Below are 18,801 nucleotides of genomic sequence, written 5' to 3'. Positions count from 1 at the left end.
TTAGTCAGTGCAAAAGCAAGTGAGAGATTCTTCTTGAGCCTCGGGCCAGAAGTCGAGCATGGGCTGCACTTGGGTGCGCTCTAGCAAATCAGCGTAGCTAGCCCGCCCAGTTGGGCGGAAGCCGCGCCCATTGCCTGCGGCATCGCCATCAATCCACCACTGCGCCGCATTGGGGTCGCTGCGGATAATGTCGAGTAGCTTGGCCTCGCCTTTCATAAAGCACAGGTCGCAGTTGCCTTCGTGGTCTTTTAGCTCCAGGTCAAAAGGCTGTGCTTTCCAAATTGCTAGGACATCAGGCTTAGTAATGCGAGCGTGGTAAAGCGGGTGCTCGACATCGTGGCTGCGGTCGTTTTTGCCGTTGGCGTGGCGGCGTGGCTCGTCGTAGCGAATGCCGACGAGCGACACGTAATGCCGATGGCCCTGGCTGCGCATGAAATCACGCATCACGCGGATTTTCAGCTCCTGCGTGCAATAGCGCGTCATGAAGTTGGGCAGGTAGACCTTACCATTCCGGCGGTTGGTAAGTAGTGCCTCAAATGGCTCGCCCTTGCGGCTAGCTGTTTCGTAGCTCACGCGCTTCCACTTATTGAAGCGGCAGTACTCCAGCCAGATAATGGGCACCCCCAGCACGGTTTCTTGCAAGTGTAGGAAGCGCAGGGTTTCTTCACGCTCTTTGCCTGTGTTGCAGAAAACTATATAATCCGCGGGGCCTAGGCCCTTAGCCATTTCACGCAGGGCCATTACGCCACTGGTGCGCCCACCACTGTTAGCTATTACTCGGGCCGTGCTCATTGCTTCACCTCCTTCGCATGGTCCGGCAGCCCAGCGGGCAGCGGGTAGTGAGCGCCCACCAGGGCCTTGTTGGGATTGGTGCCGCAGCAGTTGAGCAGCTCAGTTAGCAGCGGCCCAGCCTGCGCAAAGTGTTGCTCACTGTGGCAGAGGATATCAAGCAGCGCCTTGGTGGCCTGCACATCCGGCATGGCCCGATGCGCCACGCCCGTCCACACGATGTTATAATCATGGGTCAACTGCTTCAGCGAGTAACTGCGGCCCGAGCCTGCCTTTAGCCCCACGGCCAGCGTTTTAGTGCACAGGAAGGGTTGGGCAAAGGGCGCATCCTGCCAGCGCCAGCAGGCCTGGTTGAGCCACGCCATTTCGAAAGCAGCGTTATGGGCCACCAGCACCGAGGTGCCTAGTAGCTTTTGCAGCATTTCCAGGGCTTGCCACTCGGTGATGCCGTGGCGCTCTAGGTTGTCGGAAGTGAGCCCGTTGAGCTTTATCGCCTCGGGCTCGGGGTCAACGCCTGCCCACACCAGGGCCGACATGGCGCCGCTCAGCTTCCCATTCCGATACCGCCGCGCGGCAATCTCGGTGATGCGCCCGGCCACGGGGTCGAGGCCCGTGGTTTCGAGGTCTACGATAGTGAAGTCGCTAAGCACTAGCCACCTCCTTCCCGTCGATAACCTTGAACTCGACCACCCACACCCAGGGGTTGGCAGCCCACGACTCGGGGCCGTTTATTTTCTCCCAAAGCAGCTGCCACTCTTCGTAAAGAATTGGGCCGTAGTCAATAGTGTGGCGAATGCCCTCGGCTTTAATATCGTCCGTGTTGATATCCTGCAAACGCTCGACGCGCACGGCCGTGATTTCAAGCAGCAGCCTGCTGGCCACGCGGGGCATGTGGATTGAAGGAATAGCAGGCTTATAGTCCTTTAGCAGAATGGGCGCTAGGTGGTATTCGCACTGCAACATGTCGTTATCTGCCTGATAGCACCAACCGTCATCGCATGCCGACCAAAACAGCGTCTCCCGTACCCACAGCCGGTCACCGGGCTGGCCGTAGGGGCAGTGTATCGGCTCAGACAGGTTTTTGCAATCCGCATCGCTCCATTGAAAGCCACCCTCACGGCTCTTGTCAGTGCTGTGCAGAATATAACCAGCTTGGCGCGGTTGCGTGGGTTGTGGTTTGATAGCCCGCCTAGTCTGCGTCTTGCTGCCATTGAGCAGCGCCCGCACCATGGCCCCCGAAAACAGGATGGGCCGTTCTTTGATAGTACCCATTATAGTCTGAATGCTTTCGCCCGCTGGGCGTTGGTGAGGGCGGGGCGCACCACGGAAGTCGGGCGCTCTTCGCCAAAGAGGAAAAAGGCGGCGGTGATGGCCAGGGCCAGCAGCACGAAGGCCATGAGGCGGATAGCCAGCCAGATGACGCCACGACTTACCGTGGGCGGCGCTGTGGGCACGAGGCGGGGCTGGCGGGCCACGAAGTCAGCGACTTCCTTGGGGCGCTGGATGAAGAGCACCGAGCCGGTGGTGGGGTGGGTGAACTTGCTAAGCACGGCTGACCTCCTTTTCCGTTGGGCACTTTGGGCAGCCACTAGGGCAATCATTCCGCCTGCTAGGGCACGGCGTCACCAGCGGCAACGGCTCACCTAGGGTCAGGTATTGAAAAGGCTTCTGCCCGCTGGCGTAGTCGACGCCCACCACGCGGCGGTGGTACTGGTAGGGGGCTAGGCCTATGGCGAAGTGGGCGGTGCGCAGCCAGTTGATTTCTCGCAGCCCATAGCCAGTATCAGCCGCAAAAAAATCATGTCGATATAAAGCCCAGCAGTGTATGCCATTGGCCGTGAGCGAAAGGATATTATTTCTAAAAAGGTCCTGAGTCATCTCAGCCCCATCTATGTTGTCATGCCCGCCGTTGAGTTTCGCCACCTCCACCGCCGGCACCACGCGCCGCCCATCGGGCAGCGTCAGCTCGGTGGCTAGGTCTTCGAAGGCGTAGAGCACCGGCAGAATCTTAGAAACCGGCTCGGTAATATCCCCGCCGCCCTCTCCGCGGGCCTCGGCATCACAATAAAACTCGACATCAGCCAGCGGCTCCCCTTGCCCCTCGTAGGTGGCGGGCAGCCCGCGCAGCAGGCCGTAGCGGCCCGAGTGCGGATGGTAGACCGTGATGTTTTCGGCCACATAGGGCGCCAGCACGCGCAGGAACTCACGCTGGCCAGAGAGGGGGAAACGCTCGACTTGAGGGCGGGCAATGAAGCCAGCATGATAGCCGGTTTCATACCCATAAACTACCTCCTTGAAAATGGGCCCACCAGTGGGTGCAATGCCCCGGCTAATAGCGTACTGGTCGGCAGCGGCGCGAACGGCGGGGCTAAGCATTTTGCTGGCCTCCTTTCACCGTTTCGCCTAAAGTCAGCCCTAGGTCGCGTGCAATTTTGTTGATTTCTTCACCAGCCTCAGCGCCAGGAATAGGCTCATCGGGGTCGCCGCCATCATCTAAATAGGCCAGGAAGTCAGCGTGGGCGCTGTCACGGCGTTTATTCAGGACCTTCACCACTTGGCCCTTGAAGGCCTCCGCCGCCGCCAGCCGCGCCAGCAGGCCGGGCAGGGCGTTGCGCATGGCTACTATCAGGCGAAAGTCAGCTTGGCTAGTTAGCGCGTATTCGCCATCAATATTTTCACCTACAACCAGTTCTAAGCCATTGGCTTGAATAGCTTCAACACCAACAATGTGGTCGCTTATGTATTCATCACCGTAGCCTTGTGGCTTTTCAGCTACACACCAACGACCTTGTGTAGCCCTGTTCATCAATCGCGTCAACTCGGCCAGCTCGGCATCGGCCAGCGGCGCGGGGGTGGCGGCGGCACCTAGGGCAGACTGAGCGGCAGTAAAACCAGCTTCAAAGTCTTCTGCGATTGCTCGGGCCGCATCTTTATTAGATTTAAACTGCTCATCGCCAAGCTGCTGCTTTGCGTGTTCTTTGGCGAGTTTCTTTATTTCCTTGGCTTCCATACCTTTGTAGGGCTCTGACTTATGAATGGGCAATTATTTGAGAGCCCTCGCACCTCGTCCGTGCGGGGGCTTTTGGTTTTTCGCTCAGCCAGCACACGCTGGCCATGATGTATTCCTGGGGGTACTTCGGGTGCTGGGTCAGCCACCCCGCCCGCACCAGCGCCCCGAACAGGCCGGGCGCCGTGAAAGGGCAGTTGCCCACGCCCGCCAAGCGTCGGGCCAGCGTGGCCTCGGTGAGCCACACGTCCTGGTCGATGTGCTTGAGCACCCAGGCGGCGAAGGCGGCGGGCGTGAGCTTGGCCATGACTTAGAAAGGCAGGTCGTTGTCGTCGGTGGGCGCCAAATTTTTAGCCTGCTCAGGCGTAGGCGCAGCGCCCGGTTTGGGCTGCGAATCGAAGGGGTTGCCGCCGTCTATGAGGGCGCGCAGGTTGACAGGCTTTGCATCGACTTCAGCCTGAATCTCAGCGGGCAGCGGTTTTGGGGCCGTGGGGAGCACGCCATATTTGGTGTCCTTGCCAGTACCCGACTTGCTGACCTTAATGGAATACTGTGTAGGGTGACCCCACTCGGCATCTTTTGCTAGAGCAGTCAGCGCATTCTTAATCTGCGCTTGCGTAACCTCCCACAGTTCCACCTTTTTATTGGTGATGTTGTAGACTGCCATTGCCCAGAACTCTTTCACGGCATCAGGCTTGCCGTCTGCACCGATGCGGGCATCTGAGGGCTGGCCAGGGTGCTTGGCAAATTCAAAGCGAACTGGCTTATTGGCCGTGTTCCAGTAGACCCAGCCGAACAGGGGCTGTTCCGATAGGATGCGCAGGCTAGTGGTGCCGTCTTGCAGTTTGGTGTAATCGCCACCGCTAACGGGGGCTACATAAGTTTCGGGGATGAAGGCAGATGACATAAAATTTTGAGTTTTTGAAATGCCCGTAGGCGGTTAAGAGGTAGGCGGTTGTTGTGAGATGTAGGCAGTCGTCGGGCAGGCCAGCCCTGCCTAGGGCGGTTGAGAAGTGTCCATGAAGTGAGGGAGTTAGGCGGCGGGCCGTACCTGGTAGGCTTCGGCGCGCACGGTGTAATTCTTGGGGTAGCGGCTATCTATAATCTTGTTATAGAGTCGAATGCGGTCAGCCGCTTGCTGCTGGGTCAGTTGGTCGAGGCCGTAGCGTATCTCGCCTTTCTCATTGGCCCGCACGAACTGGTGATTGCTGAGCGCAATGAGCGCCTGCTTTTGCTCGGTGGTGATGGGCGCCTGACCTGCCTCATAGGCTAGCCGTGCCTGCTCGGCCTCAGCCGCTAGCTCGTCGCACAAAGCGCGCGCCTCCGTGTAAGTCTCGGCGTTCAAGCGCGGAGTGAGCAGCGACAGGAGGCGCTGGGCGCCCTCGGCGGTGCAGCTGGCGTGGTCAAAGGCGCGCTTGAGGGGGTTGGGCAGGCACATGGCAGTAGCAGAGAAAAGGTTAGGCGGCGAGGCGAAGAGTGGTTTTGCGCAGCATGCGCGCCTCGTTGAAGGCTTCGACACTGCTGCGCAGGTAGCGCAAGGGGCCAGAGTCGGTGATGACTAGCGGGGTATCATTCTTTTTGCGCTCCCGAATCAGCGTAGACCGAGATAAGCCCGTCAGGGACATGGCCTCCTCTTCACGTAGCCAGTCGGGTTGCGCAGCTTCTAGTTTGGCAATGCGGGCCAGCGCCTCGGCTAGCTGCCGGGCCAAAGCCTCATGCTGGTCGAGTGTTGGCACTTGCATGGCTTAGGCAGCTTGGCGGTAAGTGATGGTAGCAGCAGGTAGCAAGGGAGTTACGCGTTCGCTCAGGCGCTCTAGGCGCAGGCAGTCGGCGTAGTCCGTTAAGTCGATTTCGGTGAGGTACATGAGCACCGAGCCGAACCACTGTTCGCGCTGGTTGGCCGTAGGGTAGCGGCGGGCCTCGCGGTCGGTGTAGGCTACTGCATGCTGGCCACCCCGCACGTAAGCCGTCACGGCGTAGGCCTGGCCCTGCTCATCGGTGTAGACGCAGTAGCCGTAAATGGCCTGCACCCCACCTTTGGGGAAGCCCAGCACGGGGGCCGTGAAGTGGAGCTGGTCGCCACCTTGCAGGGTGGTGGCGTTGTGTTTGACTCGCTTATTGAATACGTCAGTAAGCGTAGGCACTAGGGCGGCGATGGTGGTTGCAGGCGACTGCATGACAGTGTTGTGGTTGTAGGTTAGGGGATTAAGTTGTATCTTTGAACCGTTGTAGGTTCTAAGCCCTGGTCGCATTCGTAGTGTGGCCGGGGCTTTTGCTTTTAGGCGGCTATTGACAGCGCAAAGCCCTCAAGAATCTCTGTTAGCCGTAGGTCAGAGCTAGCAAAAGCCAGCACGTTATTGAGCTTGCGGCTGCCTTGGGCTGTATCGTACTCGCTGTACTTCTCCAGCACCAGCGCACGGATGTTTTGCGGCAGACGGGGCCGCACGGCTAGTACCCGTGCCTTTAGCTCGGTTGGGGTAGTTCCGGTGGTTTTCTCTGCAATTGCTTCCATTGGCTTGCCGTACCTTTCTATTATTGGTATTGGTATTGCAAACTTAACGTAAATACGTTGGAAGAGTCAAGTAAAAGCGTGAGAAATTTTGACGTAAATGCGTCAAATATTACGTATGTGCCTGTTCATCAAAGACTAAAAATTGTCCTTGACCAGCTCGCTGGGGGCAATATGTCTGAGATGGCTAGACGTATTGGCGTCAGGACTGGGGTTATAACTGATATGTTTGGCAAACGTCAGAATAAACCAAGCTTCGATTTGCTAGCAAAGATTGCAGATGCGTTCCCGCATTTACGTCTAGATTGGTTGGTGACCGGTGTTGGTGATATGTATAAATCCGAGCTTCCAAGCGCAGGGGCACAAAATACTTTGTTGTATAAGGAGCCCGGAAAAATTGATGCAGTGGTAGTCGACCCGCCTTATCCACCATTTCAGACCAATGTGCAGGCTACAGGTCTGCTTTCTGATATCCCGGTCATCAAGCTGAGGCGCCTGAGTTTCAAGGCCCGTGCTAGCTTTGGATACATGCAGATGCAGCGCTTTAAAGACGCCGACATCTTCGACACGGTACTATTCCGCCTCCCACCCGGCCGCACCGAAGAAGATTATAAGGATGCCCTCGTTTTCGATATCGAAGGCGATAGCATGGAGCCGAGCCTGCGCGACGGCCAGCAGGTAATTGCTTGGCCTATTCCGGAGGGCAAGTGGGAATACCTGCACAATACCATCTGCGTGGTTGCCTATGCCGAAGAGGTAACAGTGAAGGCCATTCTCAAGAATGACCTAAACAACACAGATGGCTTGACTCTGCACGCAACGGGCGGGCTGGGTGGCAGCTTCACCGTAGCGCGCAAGGACATCAACACTATTTTGGAGGTGCGCGAATTCTACGGCATCGTGCCCGTGCGCTTGCTGTCGTAGCCTATGGCCACCACTTTCGCGCTAGTCCTTCGCCCACCTCGCGCGAAGGATGGCCTGCACCCTGTGCACTTGCGCCTGACCTCCGACCGACAGCCTACGTACCGCGCCATTCCCGACGTGGCAGTATCAGCCAAGCACTGGAATGAAGCTGGCACGCTGGAAAAGCAAAACTGGGTACGTGGCACGCACCCAGAGGCACGTCGCTACAATGACGTGCTGCGCAAGCTGCTGCGCCAAGTGCAGCAGCTGCTCGATGAAAACCCGCTATGGTCAGCCAAGCAAGTGCGCGACGCACTGGATGGGGGCGGGGGTGACGATTTTTTGGCTTACATGCAGCAAGACATCGAGCGCCGCCGCAAGGCAGGGCATCCGCGCACGGCCGAAAAATTTGCTAGCATTCGCAGCAAGCTCCAAAGCTTCTGCCTAGGCATCCCGCACCCCAAGGGCCGCTACGGCCTACGTAATGAGTCAGACGATATAAAAACGCAGCGGGCCACGGTAACGCTGCCGTTCTCACAACTCACCCTGCGCCTGATTCGGGACTACGAAATCTACCTGGCGGGTTTGGGCAATCGGGAAACCACCCTAAACAAGGAGCTGTCCTTTCTCAAGACAGTCGTACTACAAGCCATCGATGAGGATAAGCTACCCGAGGCCAAAAACCCATTTAAGAAAATCAAGCTTAAAGAAGGCAAGGCACGCCCAAAGGCTAAGCTCAGCGATGAGGAAGTAGCCCGCTTGGAAGCCTTGCCTGCCGAGCAATTGACCCGCGGCGAATTGAGCGCCCGCGATGCGTGGCTACTCCAATATTATCTGCTGGGCTCACGGGTAGGGGATGCCGTTTGCATGCGCTGGCGCGATGTGCGCGCCGAGGAAATCTTTTTTACCGAACACAAAACAGGTAAGGCGAAGCTCTCCCCACGCTCGGCCCGCCTCAACACAGTGCTGGCGCGCTGGGCCGAGCGGAGCGATAACCCGAATAATTTTGTGTTACCCTATCTCAAAACCGAGGCACCCTATGCGCAGTACCCCGCAGGCCTGACCTGGGCCGAGCTGAGCCGACTACCGGAATACCGCCCGCTATGGATGCAGCTGCTACGCAAAGTTGAGTCGGCTACCACCAGTATTAATGGGAACTTGAAGCGGGTGGCCCGACTGGCTGGTATCGAAAAAACCCTTACCAGCCACACCGCCCGCCACAGCTTTGCCGACCGAGGCCGCCGACGTGGTATATCGGCCTCCGACATGCGGGACATGCTCAATCACCATAGCATTGCGCAAACCGAAGGCTACTATGGGGAGTTGGAGTCGCTAGAATTAACCCAAAAGGCACGCAGTATTTTTGATGAGTAAAACACGCGTAAAACAAAAGCGATAAAACGTGCTACAAATAGCGTTGCATAATGTGCCTAAAAAGCCTGTAAAACGGCGTTGACACAGTATTTGTATCTGTCTATTTCAAGTTATGAGTTCCTTCCTCTCTGCAAACCAAACTCCCACTGTAAATCAAGTACAGTGGGAGTTTCTCTTTAAAGCAAGTAGCACCGGCTCTGATATGGCCCTTGCACGTGCGTCAGCAAAGCGGCTAGGTTTCGCTGTGAGGTACTCCTGCTAGCTCAGGGAGTGTACGTGGTAGCTTGCCCGTACAAGATATTAGAAATGCTAGATAAGTAGCTGCTGGAGTTTGTGTTAGGTAAGTCGTATGTGAGGTAGATGCCGTAGCCGTCGGTTTTGGTGCGGGTGGCAAGTGTGGCGGCCGTTGCGGAAGAAGTAGCAGTGATTTGGACGGCTGCTGGGCCTAAATTGGCCTTGGCTAAGCCCGGCACAGCCGGTACCGAGTAGGTGCCGTACACGGCGTTCCAGCTGTAGTTCACCTTCGAGCCTACTGTCACGCCATTGTAGGACAAGCGGCTGGCGGCTGGCCCGTAGTAGTAGAACGAAATAATCTTGTTCGGCATCAGTTCTCGCAGGGCGCTCACTAGGTACACAAACGAAGAACTATTGGGCTGTCCGGTGCCATTCGTGCCGTAGTCGGCATATTCGTCGTCGAAGTCTATGCCATCTAGCCCATAAGTGGTTACGGCGCTCGCCAACTGCTGGGCAAATTCTCGGGCCGCCGCCTGGCTTGTAAAATTGCAAACGCCCGCCCCCTGATGGTTGCCCAGGATGGAGAGCAGTACCTTGATGCCCCTGGCCTGCACCGGCTGGATGTACGTAGCTCGGTTGTTGAGAACGTTGGTGACTTGCGTATTAAAAAAGAGGGTCGCTTTCTTCGTAGAAGTATTATAATTGATATTGGCTGCGAAAATGATACCGATATCAAATAGTGGTTGGCCAGAGGCCAGCGAGTACTTGCCTACGTTATAGAAGTTATTATTATTGACTTCTACATAGCACACTGTTTTAGCGCCGCTAACGCCGACTGCATTTGTCGAAACACCCCCGGGCGCAGCCAGCGTCTGGGGAGATGTTGGGGTAGGCAACTCGTCTTTTTTCTGGCAGGCAGAAAAAAGCAGGGTGAGCAAGGTGCCGAAGAGGGCCAGTGGCCGAGCGGCTCGGTTGGTTCCGACTTTCATGGTAAAGGATTGGGTGGGAGTGGAAAAGGAGGAATAAGAAGACCTTATTCCGGAAGGATGGCAGAGTACGGCGGTCGCGCTTAGCTCGGAATAACGTGGGGGCGCTGACCAAGGCGGAAGGACAGTCAAACCTACGATGCAGTGTGCTGCTGCACAGGGACAAAGGCACCCTAAAAGCGACACGGCTACCAGGCAGAATGCGCTTGTAATAGTGCTAGGCTGTCCTGTTATAATTATGGCAAATACTAACAGGTTGGAGCCTTATGAGGGCTACTATCCGGCGAAATGCATGTCACAAGGGAGTGGCTGACGTGCATAAAGGCCCTAGTATGAGACATAAGCTCGGGGCAGATAGAGTGGCCACCTAGGTAAGTAGTATAGTTGGCTTGCGAGGCCTTCGTAAGTCAGGGCAGTAGGGGAGAAGCTAATTACCAGGGTACCATTTTATTGCCGCTTACTGCAACCGTTTGCCCGCCCAGTGGCTCACCAAGAAGCTACTTTTCCTTGTTTTTTATGAAGCAATTTCTTCTCCTCGTAGTTAGCGGCCTAGCGCTAGCTAGTGCGGCACAGGCGCAAACTACATTCAGTATAGGTCCGCGCGTTGGGCTAAATGTTTCCACCGGTCATTTCTCAACGGCAGAGCGGGCCTTTCCCGAGCAGGCTTCTGCTACGCGCCGCCTAGGCTTTGAGGCAGGGCTAACTAGCACAGTGCAGTTTGGCCACTTTGCCGTGCAGCCTAGCCTGCTGTTTTCTCAAAAAGGTTACCGCACCTCGGGCTACCGGCTCCTTATCGATATGGCCACCTCCTACGAGGAAGAAGTACGCCTCAACTACTTGACGCTGCCGCTCAACCTAGCTTTCACCCTGGGGCGCGATGGGCAAGGCTTCCAAGTCTTTGCGGGGCCGTATGTGAGCCTGCTCGTAGGAGGCAATTACAGCGATAAGATTAGTAGTTTCGAGGAGGTGAGAGGAAAAATAAAGCCAGCCAGCGTTGCGTCTGATGGAGACAACAGATATGCGCAGCGTTTTGATGGCGGCCTGCAAGCTGGCGTAGGCTACCGCGTAAAGGGAGTGCAGGTACAAGCCAGCTATAGTCTGGGACTGCGCAATTCGGCGGTTCCTTATCAGTACAATGGGCAGGTGTATGATAATCAGCCTACTGCTTATAACCGAGCATTTCAAGTGTCGCTCAGTTACTTAGTTAATAAGAGCTAAGCACTCACGCAAGGCCGCGACCCTAGGTGGGGATGCAGTCTTGTCCTGTAGTTGAGCCCCGATGGCGCCTAGGGAGTGTCCTGCTACCTGGTAATAATGTTGCCCACTTTTCCTGAGGCCGCTCCTTACCTCAGAGCGAGCCAAGCCCTGCCCGAAGGATGTTACCAGTCAGCATGAGTACTCCCAACCAACTCACTACCCCGAGCCATCTTGCCTCCGTAGACAGCCGCTTCCACTTGGCTGCTAGTACAAAAGGCAAGGCGAGCAGGAGTAACGCCATAGCTAGCAGCACGATGCCGAGCAGGGCAAGTTGAAATAAAATATTGACTGCTTTTAAATCCTCGGCGTGCGCTAGCCGAGGTAGCAAGCCCGCAAGCAGTAGGATGGAAAAGCAGGACCAGTAGCGATGAGTAAAATATTTCATGTGTGCAGCTTAGCAAAACACTGGCCAGTATTGACAAAGCCTTTGCAAGTGTGCTTGCACGTAGCTTCTTCCCGGCCTGCAGCTGAGGCACCACTGCCCCTACAGCTTATGGCCAGCCCCCTAGCCGCACACCCTTCGTAATGGCCGCCCGCCAAGACCAGTTATGCGGCTAGGGGGCGCAAAGGCGCGCTGAAGTAACCTAGGAGCAGGCTGCTAAGCGCTTAGCGGCCGGGCAAAGAAAAACCCCGCTGGGTAAGCGGGGTTTTTGGTGGTAAAAAAGTAGTTGAGAGTACGCCGTGAGCTTGGCTATTTTACTGGGTAAAAGCCGCGCCGCAGCGTCAGCCACGTGGCCAGATAGAAGAGCGAAAGCAGTCCATAAACCACCAAAGCCCACAGTGGTAAGATGTGGTAAACTGCAACCCCACCGCCTGACCATATGGAGGCAACTAAAAACAGAATTTTCATGGTAATTGACCTAGGGTGGGAATAGATAGTAGAGATGCGCCGCGTAGCGTTGCAGGAATGATATCAAAGGACGCGACCCTGCGCGCAGTTACCAAGGACAATTAACTTGATTTTACGACATGGCTTCTTGCCAGCTTATCCGGGCGCTGTGGAGTGGGCCGAACTCTAAAAACTGGCCTAGCACCGCATATGCCATGCTTTAGAGCGCAATGTAGCCTGGTGAAAAAACTAAAAAAGATTGGTTTTAGGACAATAATTAGTTGTATTTGTTGGCCCTGCTGCTATCACCTTTGGCAGCTGTTTAGCAGTTCGGCCTGCATCTGCCGAAAGCTGTGCTAGCCACCTAGGGTCGTCGAGCTGGGCTAACGCTTGCATAGGCTACGGCCGATAAGGCTGACCAAGCACCAGCTTATCGCCCGATACATCGACCTCAAACAAGTGCGGGATGCGGCGGTAGTGCCCCTTTATGTCTTTGTGGCTGTGCAGGGACATGAGCAGCTTGCCCTCAAACGTGCGAAAGAGCATGCCATGCCCGTAGTTGGGCGGCGTAATGGGGGCGGCCTCTTGCAGCCAGGGGCCATCGAGGGTGCCGCTGCGGGAATAGGCTACGCCTTGAGTGTATACATCATATACCCAGCTGGTCCAGAGCATACCTAGGCGGCCGGTTTTAGTCCGGAACAGGTAAGGGCCATCGGTTACTTTGTTGGGGCGGGCAGGGCCAGTGCGTGGATTTTCGCGGCTCCAGGGCGCGGCGCTGGCCTTGAATAAGACTTGGCCGGTACCTAGGGTCCCGCTTAGGTCGGGTTTTAGCTCTATTTTCTCAACGGTGCCATCCTGATTTTGCACCCATTCGTGGCAATACACCAGGTAGGGCTTGCCATCTTTATCAATCCAAAACGTGCCGTCTAGGGTAGACTTGTTGGCCGGCAAGTACGTGGCATCGCCCATGGGCACGTAGGGCCCGGTGGGCTGGTTGCTGACAAGCACGTGGCTGGCGCGGCGCTCTAGGGCGCTGCCCTGCACGGTGTCAATCTTAATATTCCGGTTGGTGAAGGTGGCGAAGTAATAATACTTGCCTTTGAAGGGATGAATCTCGGCCGCCCAAATCATGGGTTTGGGGCCCATCCAGGAGGTAGGGTCGGGCCGGGCTACTTGGTAGGGGCCTTCCCAGGTTTTTAGGTCGGGGCTTTTCCAAAGCATGCCCCCGGTGCCCGTCATATAGTATTGGTGCGTTTTGGCATCGGCCAGAATAAATGGGTCACTCAGCCCAATGGAGTCCAACGGAATATTCTTGCGAATAACCGGGACAGCCGGTTTCTGGGCTGCTGCTAGCAGCGGCAGCGCGCAGCCGAGTACGGCTAACCAACTATTTTTCATGCTACGTGGGTGGGAGGTAAGTGCAGGGCCCTTGCGAATCAGCCCTGCCTGGCAAAACTAGGGCCCTTGCCCACCGGCTGCAGGTCGCTAAATCGGTCAAAAATCTACGCCAAAATCAGCAACCAATAGTTTGTGGGGCGTTGCCCGCTGCCAGAAGCTACCCGGCGCACTCGCCTAGGTGGCTGTGGCGGCCGCTTAGCGCTAATACGCCGGCTGGCCGAACAAGCAGGACTATTCACTAGTTATGGCCCCAGCAGCCCGTGGTCTCTACGCAATTCCCAGCTCTCGCCATGCCGCACACCTAGCTGCCGGGGCTGCCAACAAACTAAAAGACCTAACCTTAGTAGTGCGCATTATGGCGTTGAGAAAGTATTTGTTATCCCTGGCCGTGGCCTGCCTGGGCCTTGGCTCGCCAGGCTGTGCGCAGCAAAAAACAGAAGTGCCGCCGACCCAGACCGCGGCGGTCCAGCACTCGAAAAACACCACCGGCAGTGCCGCCGCAAAATCACTGAGCGCTGCCAATGCAGCTAATGCACAGGACGGCGATAATATTTTGAACCCCACCGACCCCGGCAATGAGGCGGGGTACGCCATCAATGAGCGCTATTACGGCACCGAATACACCGTGCCAAGCTTCAGCGCCTCTGCCTATTACCCGGTAGTACCGGGGGTGCGCTACGCCTCTAATAATAACTTGGTACACAGCGCCTGGTATGACGCTGATAAAGAGTTTTTGGCGCCTTTTGGCGATGGCATCGCACCCGAGGAAGCCGCCTACGTGCGAATTTCCATCCAAACCGGCGCCCTGCCAACTACCATGCTCATCTACGGGGGCAAGGTACCCGCCAATTATAAGCCGTTTTTTAAAAGCAACGCGGGCGGTAAGCAGCCATTTAAAGGCAAAAAAGCGGTGTTGCTGGGCACGTCCCTCACGTTTCAGCACGTGTATGTAGACTATATGCAGGCGCGCACTGGGCTGGCAACCATCGTTAACAAAGGCGTGCCCGGCCAACTGCTGCGCACGATGGCCGACGACCTAACCGCTGCCGATGTAGCCGGCGCCGCCTTTGTATCTATCGAGGGCCCCACCAACGACTACGGCCACGGCTTTTCGACGGCTGGCCAGGTCACCGACACACCAGACATGAACACTATTTGTGGCGACCTGAAATACGTGGTCGGTAAGATTCGTGCGCTCGACAGCAATCTCCCCATCATTGTGCTCAATGACACTTGGCGCGGGGTGTATGCCAATGAGCCTGTGCCGCCCGCGGCCAATCACTATGGCCTAACCCTGGAAGCCGGCTGCCAGGCCCTGATGACCACGGCCGACTACCTAGGCCTGCCGCACTGGGATGCGTACCACCTCGCCGGCATCACGCCCGCCAACGTGACTGCTACCACCCAAGACCAGCTGCATTGGAACAGCGACGGGGGCGCGCTGGTCGGCAATGGGTATGGCGACTTTCTCAACCAGCTGCCATGAACCCACTCCTCATCTTGCGGCATTGCATTAAACACAGGAGAGCCCGCCGCCGGCCCTAGGGGCATACGCCTGTCTAGGGCCCGTAGTAGCAGGGCTGCTTCGCCGAGCGAGTGGTTTTTGAACACAGAAGCTAGAAAGTGCCATTGTTGAGCTAAGTTGATTGCTATCAGCAACATCTTCTACGCGGTCGAAAAATAAGCCAGGCGTTGTTGCCCCAAGCCAAAGCACAAGCTTTTCTAAACCCCGCCCGCCGGGCGTATCTTTGCTCCTTCCCAAACCCCGGCTCCTGTCTAGCTTATATTTATGAAATTCATCGTTTCGTCCTCGGCCCTGCTCAAGCAGCTCCAGAGCATCAACGGCGTGGTTACGAACAACCCCGTGGTGCCGATTCTGGAGAATTTTCTCTTCGAGATTGAGCCGGGCAAGCTGACGATTACGGCCTCTGACCTCGAAACGAGCATGATTACTGAGCTGCCCATCGAGGCCCAGGAGGCAGGGCGCATCGCGGCCCCGGCCCGCATCCTGCTCGACACGCTCAAGAACCTGCCTGACCAGCCCGTGACCTTCACGCTGGACGAGGAAACCTACAATATCGAAATCAGCTCGGCCAACGGGCGCTACAAGCTGGCCGGCGAGAACGCCGCTGACTTCCCCCGCGTGCCGGTGGTGAAAGGTTCGGCCCCGGTCGAAATCCCGTCGTCGTCGCTGGCGCGGGCCATCAACAAGACCATCTTCGCGGTAAGCACCGACGAGCTGCGCCCCGCCATGACGGGCATTCTGGTGCAGCTAGCCGACCAGCAGGTGACCTTCGTAGCCACCGATGGCCACCGCCTACTGCGCTACCGCCGCCAAGACGTAGGCGCCGGCCAAACCGCCAACCTCATCATTCCGCGCAAGGCCTTCAACTTGCTCAAGAGCTCGCTGCCGAGCGAAGCTGCGCCGGTGCGCGTCGAGTTCAACCAGAGCAACGCCTTCTTCTCGTTCAACCAGATGCGCCTGGTGTGCCGCCTCATCGACGAGCGCTACCCCGACTACGAGAACGTTATTCCGGTAAGCAACCCCAACAAGCTGACCATCAACCGCGCCGAACTGCTTAACTCGGTGCGCCGCATCAGCATCTACTCCAACAAAACCACTCACCAGGTGCGCCTGCGCCTCACGAGCTCGGAGCTAGTGATTTCGGCCGAAGACTTGGACTTCTCGAACGAAGCCAAGGAAACGCTGGCCTGTCAGTACGACGGCGAAGACATGGAAATCGGCTTCAACGCCCGCTTCCTGCTCGAAATGCTGTCCAACATCGACTCCGAAGACATCACCCTAGAGCTGAGCACGCCCAACCGCGCCGGCCTGCTGATGCCTGCCCAGGCCGATGAAAACGAAAGCATCCTGATGCTAGTGATGCCCGTGATGCTTAACAACTATGTGTAAGCCGCTTAAGCTGGCGGTCCTGTTTTAATACGTTTGAATCTGTGATGAAGAAGTCTGAAATCCGTTTTAGCATCGCGCTGGACGACCAAAAAGTACCGGAAGCTATTAGCTGGCAAGCCACCGATGCGGGGCAGGACATTCATTTTGCCAAAGCCATCAACATCTCCATCTGGGACCGCAATGCCGATGGCACGATGAAGATTGACCTGTGGACCAAGGACATGCCCACGGATGCCATGAAGTATTTTGTGGTAGATACCATCGGCTCGATGGCTGAAACCATCGTGACCGCCACCAGCGACCAAAAGATGGCTGCCAAAATGCGCGCCCTCTGCCAGGAGCTGACCGACTACCTAGAAGAACAGGGCCAGGACGACCGCCCAAACCTATAATTCGCAGCGGGTGTCGCTCGCTTGGAAGAAAAAAAGGCTTCTCACCGCGGTGAGAAGCCTTTTTTATAATTGCCCATGAGTAAGCAATAGGACCTAAAAACGCTAGGATAAAGCTCGCCTTACCTAGGGCGCAACGCTGAAAAAGTGGCCCACGGCAGCCGTGAGGCCCATGGCCAGCGCGCCCCAAAAGGTGACGCGTGCGGCAGCCCGCAACATGCCCGAGCCACCCACATAGGCAGCCAGCGCCCCTAGGGCCGCTAAAAAAAGCAAGGCCGTGACCGACACCGTCCAGGCCAGTCCCACGGTAGGAGCCAGCAAAATGACCGCCAGCGGCAAAGCTGCCCCCACCATAAATGAGGCCGCCGACGCCAGCGCCGCCTGAATGGGATTGGCTGCAATGGCTTCGAAGATGCCTAGCTCTTCGCGGGCGTGGGTGCCTAGCGCATCGTGGGCCATGAGCTGCTGCGCCACTTGCAGGGCCAGTGCTGGCGCCAGGCCGCGCGCCACATAAATGTCGGCCAGCTCCTGCTGCTCGGCAATGGGGTCGCTGCGTAGCTCCTCTTGCTCGCGCGCCAGGTCAGCCTGCTCCGAATCGGCCTGCGAACTAACGGACACGTATTCGCCAGTTGCCATTGACATGGCCCCGGCCACCAAGCCCGCCACGCCCGTCAGCAGCACGTTGTGCGGCGTGGCACTGGCCGCAGCCACGCCCACCACCAGGCTAGCCGTAGAAATAATGCCATCATTAGCCCCCAGCACGGCCGCCCGAAGCCAGCCTAGGCGGTGCGTGTGGTGCCGCTCCACGTGTTGCATAGTCAAATTAGCTAAGCGAAATAGGTAGTACGGCCCGGTAGCGCGCCGCGGCTAGGGCATGGTAAACGCTAGGTTGGCGCTGACGATGTTAGCTGTCAGGCCGGTGCTTTGGCGGTAGTAGCCGTAACGCACATCTAAGGACTTAAACTTGGTGATGCGGCCACCCCCGAATGGCGTTTTGAAGCGGCCCAGCCCGTAGAGCGGCGCGTAGCGAAACCCTAGCCCCAGCTTATTGGCCGAGAAGGCTGATAAGTCAAAATCGGAAGTGAAATACTCCTCCCTGACCGAGTGCTGGAGGTAGGGCGCGAAGTAGTCGGCCGCCGTTTGGGTGTGGTAGCGGTAGAAAGGGTAAAGCGTAAAGAAGGGCGTCACCTTTACGGGCACTTCCAGCTCGAAGGTGTGCGCCCGGATACCGAAGTTATCGTTGTAGAAGCGGTAAAAGCCACGCAGCTGCACCAGGTCGGTGGCATAATAGGTGAGGCGCAGGCTGGCGGGGTACTTGTAGCGCAGGCGTGGCAGCACCTCGGCCTGGGCCGTGCCCAGCGCGCCGGGCGTACCTAGGGCGGGGTTGCTGTCGAAGAAATACACCCGTTGAAACGGCGTGCTCAGCAGCCCGCGCTGCACCACCGGCTCGATGCTGATGGACGCTTGCAGGCGCTTGGTAAGTACCTGCGCGTACACCACCGACAGCGTGAAGCTTTGGCGGTTGTCGGAGCCGTAGTTTTTGTTGCGGGTGCCGCCCACACGCAGCTCGGCCGGGGTAATGAGCGTGATTTTATCCAGAAACGCCTGCCCGCTCACGCTCAGCTGCCGGTTGCCATCTTGGGAAGCCCGCGCCCAGCTGGCTAGCAGATTAAAAGACAGATAGTCATACTCCTTCGATACGCCAGCCCCTAGGCCCACCGTGGTGAGCTTGTCGGCTAGCACGCGCGCCAAGCCAAAGTCGGCGTGGTAGCGTGCATCGTGCGACGAGGGCGACGACATCACCTGGTCGATTTTGTCGGACGAGGCCGAGGTGTAGTAGTCGATGCCCACGTTGGCCGCCAGGCGGGTGGTCGAGTCGAGCGGCACGTTGAGCAAAATGGTCGGCGCTGTGTCGGTAAGGTGCTGGCTACCAATGCCGCCCTCCACGGCCGAGTGGTCGCCGTTTTGCTGGTAGTAGCTACCTAGGATGTCCACTTCCGTTTCGCCGTAGCGGCCAGGCGCGGGCAGCTGCGCTGCGTTGGGCGAGAGGCCCGAGCCATCGAGGCGGTTGGGAGTAGGGGTGGCCTGCGCCAAAGCTGCCAGGGGCGCGGCAAGCGCTAGTAGGAATAATAAGTGTTTAATTAACAAGGTAGTAGGTGGTATGGCGCGAGCTTGTTGCTCACGAATAGCAGTTCTGGTCACTTGCGGACTA

At 57.2% G+C, this 18,801-nt stretch carries 23 protein-coding genes; 6 read left to right on the top strand and 17 right to left on the bottom strand.

Translation table 11 applies throughout. From position 1 onward, the window contains the following. The 12 genes from FNT36_RS03140 to FNT36_RS03085 form a co-directional block, all read right to left on the bottom strand. A complete protein-coding gene (locus FNT36_RS03140) occupies nt 1-792 on the bottom strand; it encodes an adenine nucleotide alpha hydrolase family protein (protein ID WP_144844251.1) in 792 nt (263 codons plus the stop codon). Then, the gene (locus FNT36_RS03135) at nt 789-1,439 is read right to left on the bottom strand and encodes a 3'-5' exonuclease (RefSeq protein ID WP_233635641.1); all 651 of its coding nucleotides are present in this window, start codon (nt 1,437-1,439) and stop codon (nt 789-791) included. Before FNT36_RS03135 ends, FNT36_RS03140 begins: the two co-directional genes overlap by 4 nt. After that, entirely contained in the window at nt 1,432-2,061 is a 630-nt protein-coding gene (locus tag FNT36_RS03130) for an ASCH domain-containing protein (RefSeq protein WP_144844245.1), read from the bottom strand. The genes FNT36_RS03135 and FNT36_RS03130 overlap by 8 nt, the downstream gene beginning before the upstream one ends. Further along, nucleotides 2,061-2,339, bottom strand: a complete 279-nt coding sequence (locus FNT36_RS03125; RefSeq protein ID WP_144844242.1) for a hypothetical protein — start codon at nt 2,337-2,339, stop codon at nt 2,061-2,063. The genes FNT36_RS03130 and FNT36_RS03125 overlap by 1 nt, the downstream gene beginning before the upstream one ends. Continuing rightward, a complete protein-coding gene (locus tag FNT36_RS03120) occupies nt 2,332-3,165 on the bottom strand; it encodes a hypothetical protein (RefSeq protein ID WP_144844239.1) in 834 nt (277 codons plus the stop codon). Before FNT36_RS03120 ends, FNT36_RS03125 begins: the two co-directional genes overlap by 8 nt. Further along, nucleotides 3,158-3,799: a hypothetical protein gene (locus FNT36_RS03115; RefSeq protein WP_144844236.1), complete on the bottom strand. Its 642-nt coding sequence runs from the start codon at nt 3,797-3,799 to the stop codon at nt 3,158-3,160. Before FNT36_RS03115 ends, FNT36_RS03120 begins: the two co-directional genes overlap by 8 nt. Nucleotides 3,800-3,818: 19 nt before the next feature. Further along, complete coding sequence (locus FNT36_RS03110) at nt 3,819-4,103, bottom strand: hypothetical protein (protein ID WP_144844233.1); 285 nt, start codon at nt 4,101-4,103, stop codon at nt 3,819-3,821. A 3-nt stretch (nt 4,104-4,106) separates the two neighbouring features. After that, nucleotides 4,107-4,703, bottom strand: a complete 597-nt coding sequence (locus tag FNT36_RS03105) for a hypothetical protein (RefSeq protein ID WP_144844230.1) — start codon at nt 4,701-4,703, stop codon at nt 4,107-4,109. A 126-nt stretch (nt 4,704-4,829) separates the two neighbouring features. Next, entirely contained in the window at nt 4,830-5,234 is a 405-nt protein-coding gene (locus FNT36_RS03100) for a hypothetical protein (protein ID WP_144844227.1), read from the bottom strand. A gap of 19 nt (nt 5,235-5,253) precedes the next feature. Beyond that, nucleotides 5,254-5,538: a hypothetical protein gene (locus FNT36_RS03095; RefSeq protein ID WP_144844224.1), complete on the bottom strand. Its 285-nt coding sequence runs from the start codon at nt 5,536-5,538 to the stop codon at nt 5,254-5,256. A 3-nt stretch (nt 5,539-5,541) separates the two neighbouring features. Beyond that, entirely contained in the window at nt 5,542-5,973 is a 432-nt protein-coding gene (locus FNT36_RS03090) for a hypothetical protein (protein ID WP_144844221.1), read from the bottom strand. 101 nt (nt 5,974-6,074) lie between these two features. After that, the gene (locus FNT36_RS03085) at nt 6,075-6,308 is read right to left on the bottom strand and encodes a hypothetical protein (RefSeq protein ID WP_144844219.1); all 234 of its coding nucleotides are present in this window, start codon (nt 6,306-6,308) and stop codon (nt 6,075-6,077) included. Nucleotides 6,309-6,839: 531 nt separating this feature from the next. Here FNT36_RS03085 and FNT36_RS03080 point away from each other — a divergent pair. Together FNT36_RS03080 and FNT36_RS03075 are read left to right on the top strand one after the other, a co-directional pair. Then, nucleotides 6,840-7,229: a S24 family peptidase gene (locus FNT36_RS03080; protein ID WP_233635640.1), complete on the top strand. Its 390-nt coding sequence runs from the start codon at nt 6,840-6,842 to the stop codon at nt 7,227-7,229. Between the two features lie 3 nt (nt 7,230-7,232). Beyond that, on the top strand, nt 7,233-8,582 hold the full coding sequence (locus FNT36_RS03075) for a site-specific integrase (protein ID WP_144844213.1): 1,350 nt from the start codon (nt 7,233-7,235) through the stop codon (nt 8,580-8,582). Between the two features lie 263 nt (nt 8,583-8,845). Here FNT36_RS03075 and FNT36_RS03070 read toward each other — a convergent pair whose 3' ends face one another. Next, on the bottom strand, nt 8,846-9,805 hold the full coding sequence (locus FNT36_RS03070; RefSeq protein ID WP_144844210.1) for an endo-beta-N-acetylglucosaminidase H: 960 nt from the start codon (nt 9,803-9,805) through the stop codon (nt 8,846-8,848). A 513-nt stretch (nt 9,806-10,318) separates the two neighbouring features. On the opposite strand from FNT36_RS03070, the gene FNT36_RS03065 reads away from it, so the two are divergent. Continuing rightward, the gene (locus FNT36_RS03065) at nt 10,319-11,020 is read left to right on the top strand and encodes a porin family protein (protein WP_144844207.1); all 702 of its coding nucleotides are present in this window, start codon (nt 10,319-10,321) and stop codon (nt 11,018-11,020) included. A gap of 730 nt (nt 11,021-11,750) precedes the next feature. Here the strand turns inward: FNT36_RS03065 and FNT36_RS25340 are convergent. Beyond that, on the bottom strand, nt 11,751-11,909 hold the full coding sequence (locus tag FNT36_RS25340) for a hypothetical protein (RefSeq protein ID WP_233635639.1): 159 nt from the start codon (nt 11,907-11,909) through the stop codon (nt 11,751-11,753). 378 nt (nt 11,910-12,287) lie between these two features. Next, on the bottom strand, nt 12,288-13,286 hold the full coding sequence (locus tag FNT36_RS03060) for a glycoside hydrolase family 43 protein (RefSeq protein WP_144844204.1): 999 nt from the start codon (nt 13,284-13,286) through the stop codon (nt 12,288-12,290). A gap of 244 nt (nt 13,287-13,530) precedes the next feature. Here FNT36_RS03060 and FNT36_RS03055 point away from each other — a divergent pair, with 244 nt between their 5' ends. The 3 genes from FNT36_RS03055 to gldC all read left to right on the top strand — a co-directional run bounded on the left by FNT36_RS03055 (nt 13,531) and on the right by gldC (nt 16,592). After that, nucleotides 13,531-14,772 carry an SGNH/GDSL hydrolase family protein gene (locus tag FNT36_RS03055; protein WP_144844201.1) on the top strand — a complete coding sequence of 414 codons (1,242 nt, stop codon included), beginning with the start codon at nt 13,531-13,533 and terminating at the stop codon, nt 14,770-14,772. A gap of 303 nt (nt 14,773-15,075) precedes the next feature. Beyond that, nucleotides 15,076-16,200: a DNA polymerase III subunit beta gene (gene dnaN, locus FNT36_RS03050; RefSeq protein ID WP_144844198.1), complete on the top strand. Its 1,125-nt coding sequence runs from the start codon at nt 15,076-15,078 to the stop codon at nt 16,198-16,200. A 44-nt stretch (nt 16,201-16,244) separates the two neighbouring features. Beyond that, nucleotides 16,245-16,592 carry a gliding motility protein GldC gene (gldC, locus tag FNT36_RS03045; RefSeq protein WP_144844195.1) on the top strand — a complete coding sequence of 116 codons (348 nt, stop codon included), beginning with the start codon at nt 16,245-16,247 and terminating at the stop codon, nt 16,590-16,592. A gap of 123 nt (nt 16,593-16,715) precedes the next feature. Here gldC and FNT36_RS03040 read toward each other — a convergent pair whose 3' ends face one another. Then, complete coding sequence (locus FNT36_RS03040; protein ID WP_233635638.1) at nt 16,716-17,405, bottom strand: VIT1/CCC1 transporter family protein; 690 nt, start codon at nt 17,403-17,405, stop codon at nt 16,716-16,718. A 51-nt stretch (nt 17,406-17,456) separates the two neighbouring features. Further along, a complete protein-coding gene (locus FNT36_RS03035) occupies nt 17,457-18,737 on the bottom strand; it encodes a DUF3570 domain-containing protein (protein ID WP_233635637.1) in 1,281 nt (426 codons plus the stop codon). Nucleotides 18,738-18,801: the final 64 nt, after the last annotated feature.

Origin of the sequence: Hymenobacter setariae (assembly GCF_007713685.1) — a bacterium.
Taxonomy (GTDB): Bacteria; Bacteroidota; Bacteroidia; order Cytophagales; family Hymenobacteraceae; genus Hymenobacter; species Hymenobacter setariae.
Note: the sequence above shows the minus strand (reverse complement) of the source record. Positions and strands in the feature narration are given on the sequence as shown.

Excerpts from the sequence above, each read along its gene's own strand:
- FNT36_RS03090 (WP_144844221.1), bottom strand. The coding sequence starts at position 5,973 with ATGCAGTCGCCTGCAACCACCATCGCCGCCCTAGTGCCTACGCTTACT.
- FNT36_RS03120 (WP_144844239.1), bottom strand. The coding sequence starts at position 3,165 with ATGCTTAGCCCCGCCGTTCGCGCCGCTGCCGACCAGTACGCTATTAGC.
- FNT36_RS03100 (WP_144844227.1), bottom strand. The coding sequence starts at position 5,234 with ATGTGCCTGCCCAACCCCCTCAAGCGCGCCTTTGACCACGCCAGCTGC.
- FNT36_RS03115 (WP_144844236.1), bottom strand. The coding sequence starts at position 3,799 with ATGGAAGCCAAGGAAATAAAGAAACTCGCCAAAGAACACGCAAAGCAG.
- gldC (WP_144844195.1), top strand. The coding sequence starts at position 16,245 with ATGAAGAAGTCTGAAATCCGTTTTAGCATCGCGCTGGACGACCAAAAA.
- FNT36_RS03085 (WP_144844219.1), bottom strand. The coding sequence starts at position 6,308 with ATGGAAGCAATTGCAGAGAAAACCACCGGAACTACCCCAACCGAGCTA.
- FNT36_RS03040 (WP_233635638.1), bottom strand. The coding sequence starts at position 17,405 with ATGCAACACGTGGAGCGGCACCACACGCACCGCCTAGGCTGGCTTCGG.
- dnaN (WP_144844198.1), top strand. The coding sequence starts at position 15,076 with ATGAAATTCATCGTTTCGTCCTCGGCCCTGCTCAAGCAGCTCCAGAGC.
- FNT36_RS03130 (WP_144844245.1), bottom strand. The coding sequence starts at position 2,061 with ATGGGTACTATCAAAGAACGGCCCATCCTGTTTTCGGGGGCCATGGTG.
- FNT36_RS03065 (WP_144844207.1), top strand. The coding sequence starts at position 10,319 with ATGAAGCAATTTCTTCTCCTCGTAGTTAGCGGCCTAGCGCTAGCTAGT.
- FNT36_RS03105 (WP_144844230.1), bottom strand. The coding sequence starts at position 4,703 with ATGTCATCTGCCTTCATCCCCGAAACTTATGTAGCCCCCGTTAGCGGT.
- FNT36_RS03070 (WP_144844210.1), bottom strand. The coding sequence starts at position 9,805 with ATGAAAGTCGGAACCAACCGAGCCGCTCGGCCACTGGCCCTCTTCGGC.
- FNT36_RS03080 (WP_233635640.1), top strand. The coding sequence starts at position 6,840 with ATGCAGCGCTTTAAAGACGCCGACATCTTCGACACGGTACTATTCCGC.
- FNT36_RS03060 (WP_144844204.1), bottom strand. The coding sequence starts at position 13,286 with ATGAAAAATAGTTGGTTAGCCGTACTCGGCTGCGCGCTGCCGCTGCTA.
- FNT36_RS03075 (WP_144844213.1), top strand. The coding sequence starts at position 7,233 with ATGGCCACCACTTTCGCGCTAGTCCTTCGCCCACCTCGCGCGAAGGAT.
- FNT36_RS03095 (WP_144844224.1), bottom strand. The coding sequence starts at position 5,538 with ATGCAAGTGCCAACACTCGACCAGCATGAGGCTTTGGCCCGGCAGCTA.
- FNT36_RS03140 (WP_144844251.1), bottom strand. The coding sequence starts at position 792 with ATGAGCACGGCCCGAGTAATAGCTAACAGTGGTGGGCGCACCAGTGGC.
- FNT36_RS25340 (WP_233635639.1), bottom strand. The coding sequence starts at position 11,909 with ATGAAAATTCTGTTTTTAGTTGCCTCCATATGGTCAGGCGGTGGGGTT.
- FNT36_RS03055 (WP_144844201.1), top strand. The coding sequence starts at position 13,531 with ATGGCCCCAGCAGCCCGTGGTCTCTACGCAATTCCCAGCTCTCGCCAT.
- FNT36_RS03110 (WP_144844233.1), bottom strand. The coding sequence starts at position 4,103 with ATGGCCAAGCTCACGCCCGCCGCCTTCGCCGCCTGGGTGCTCAAGCAC.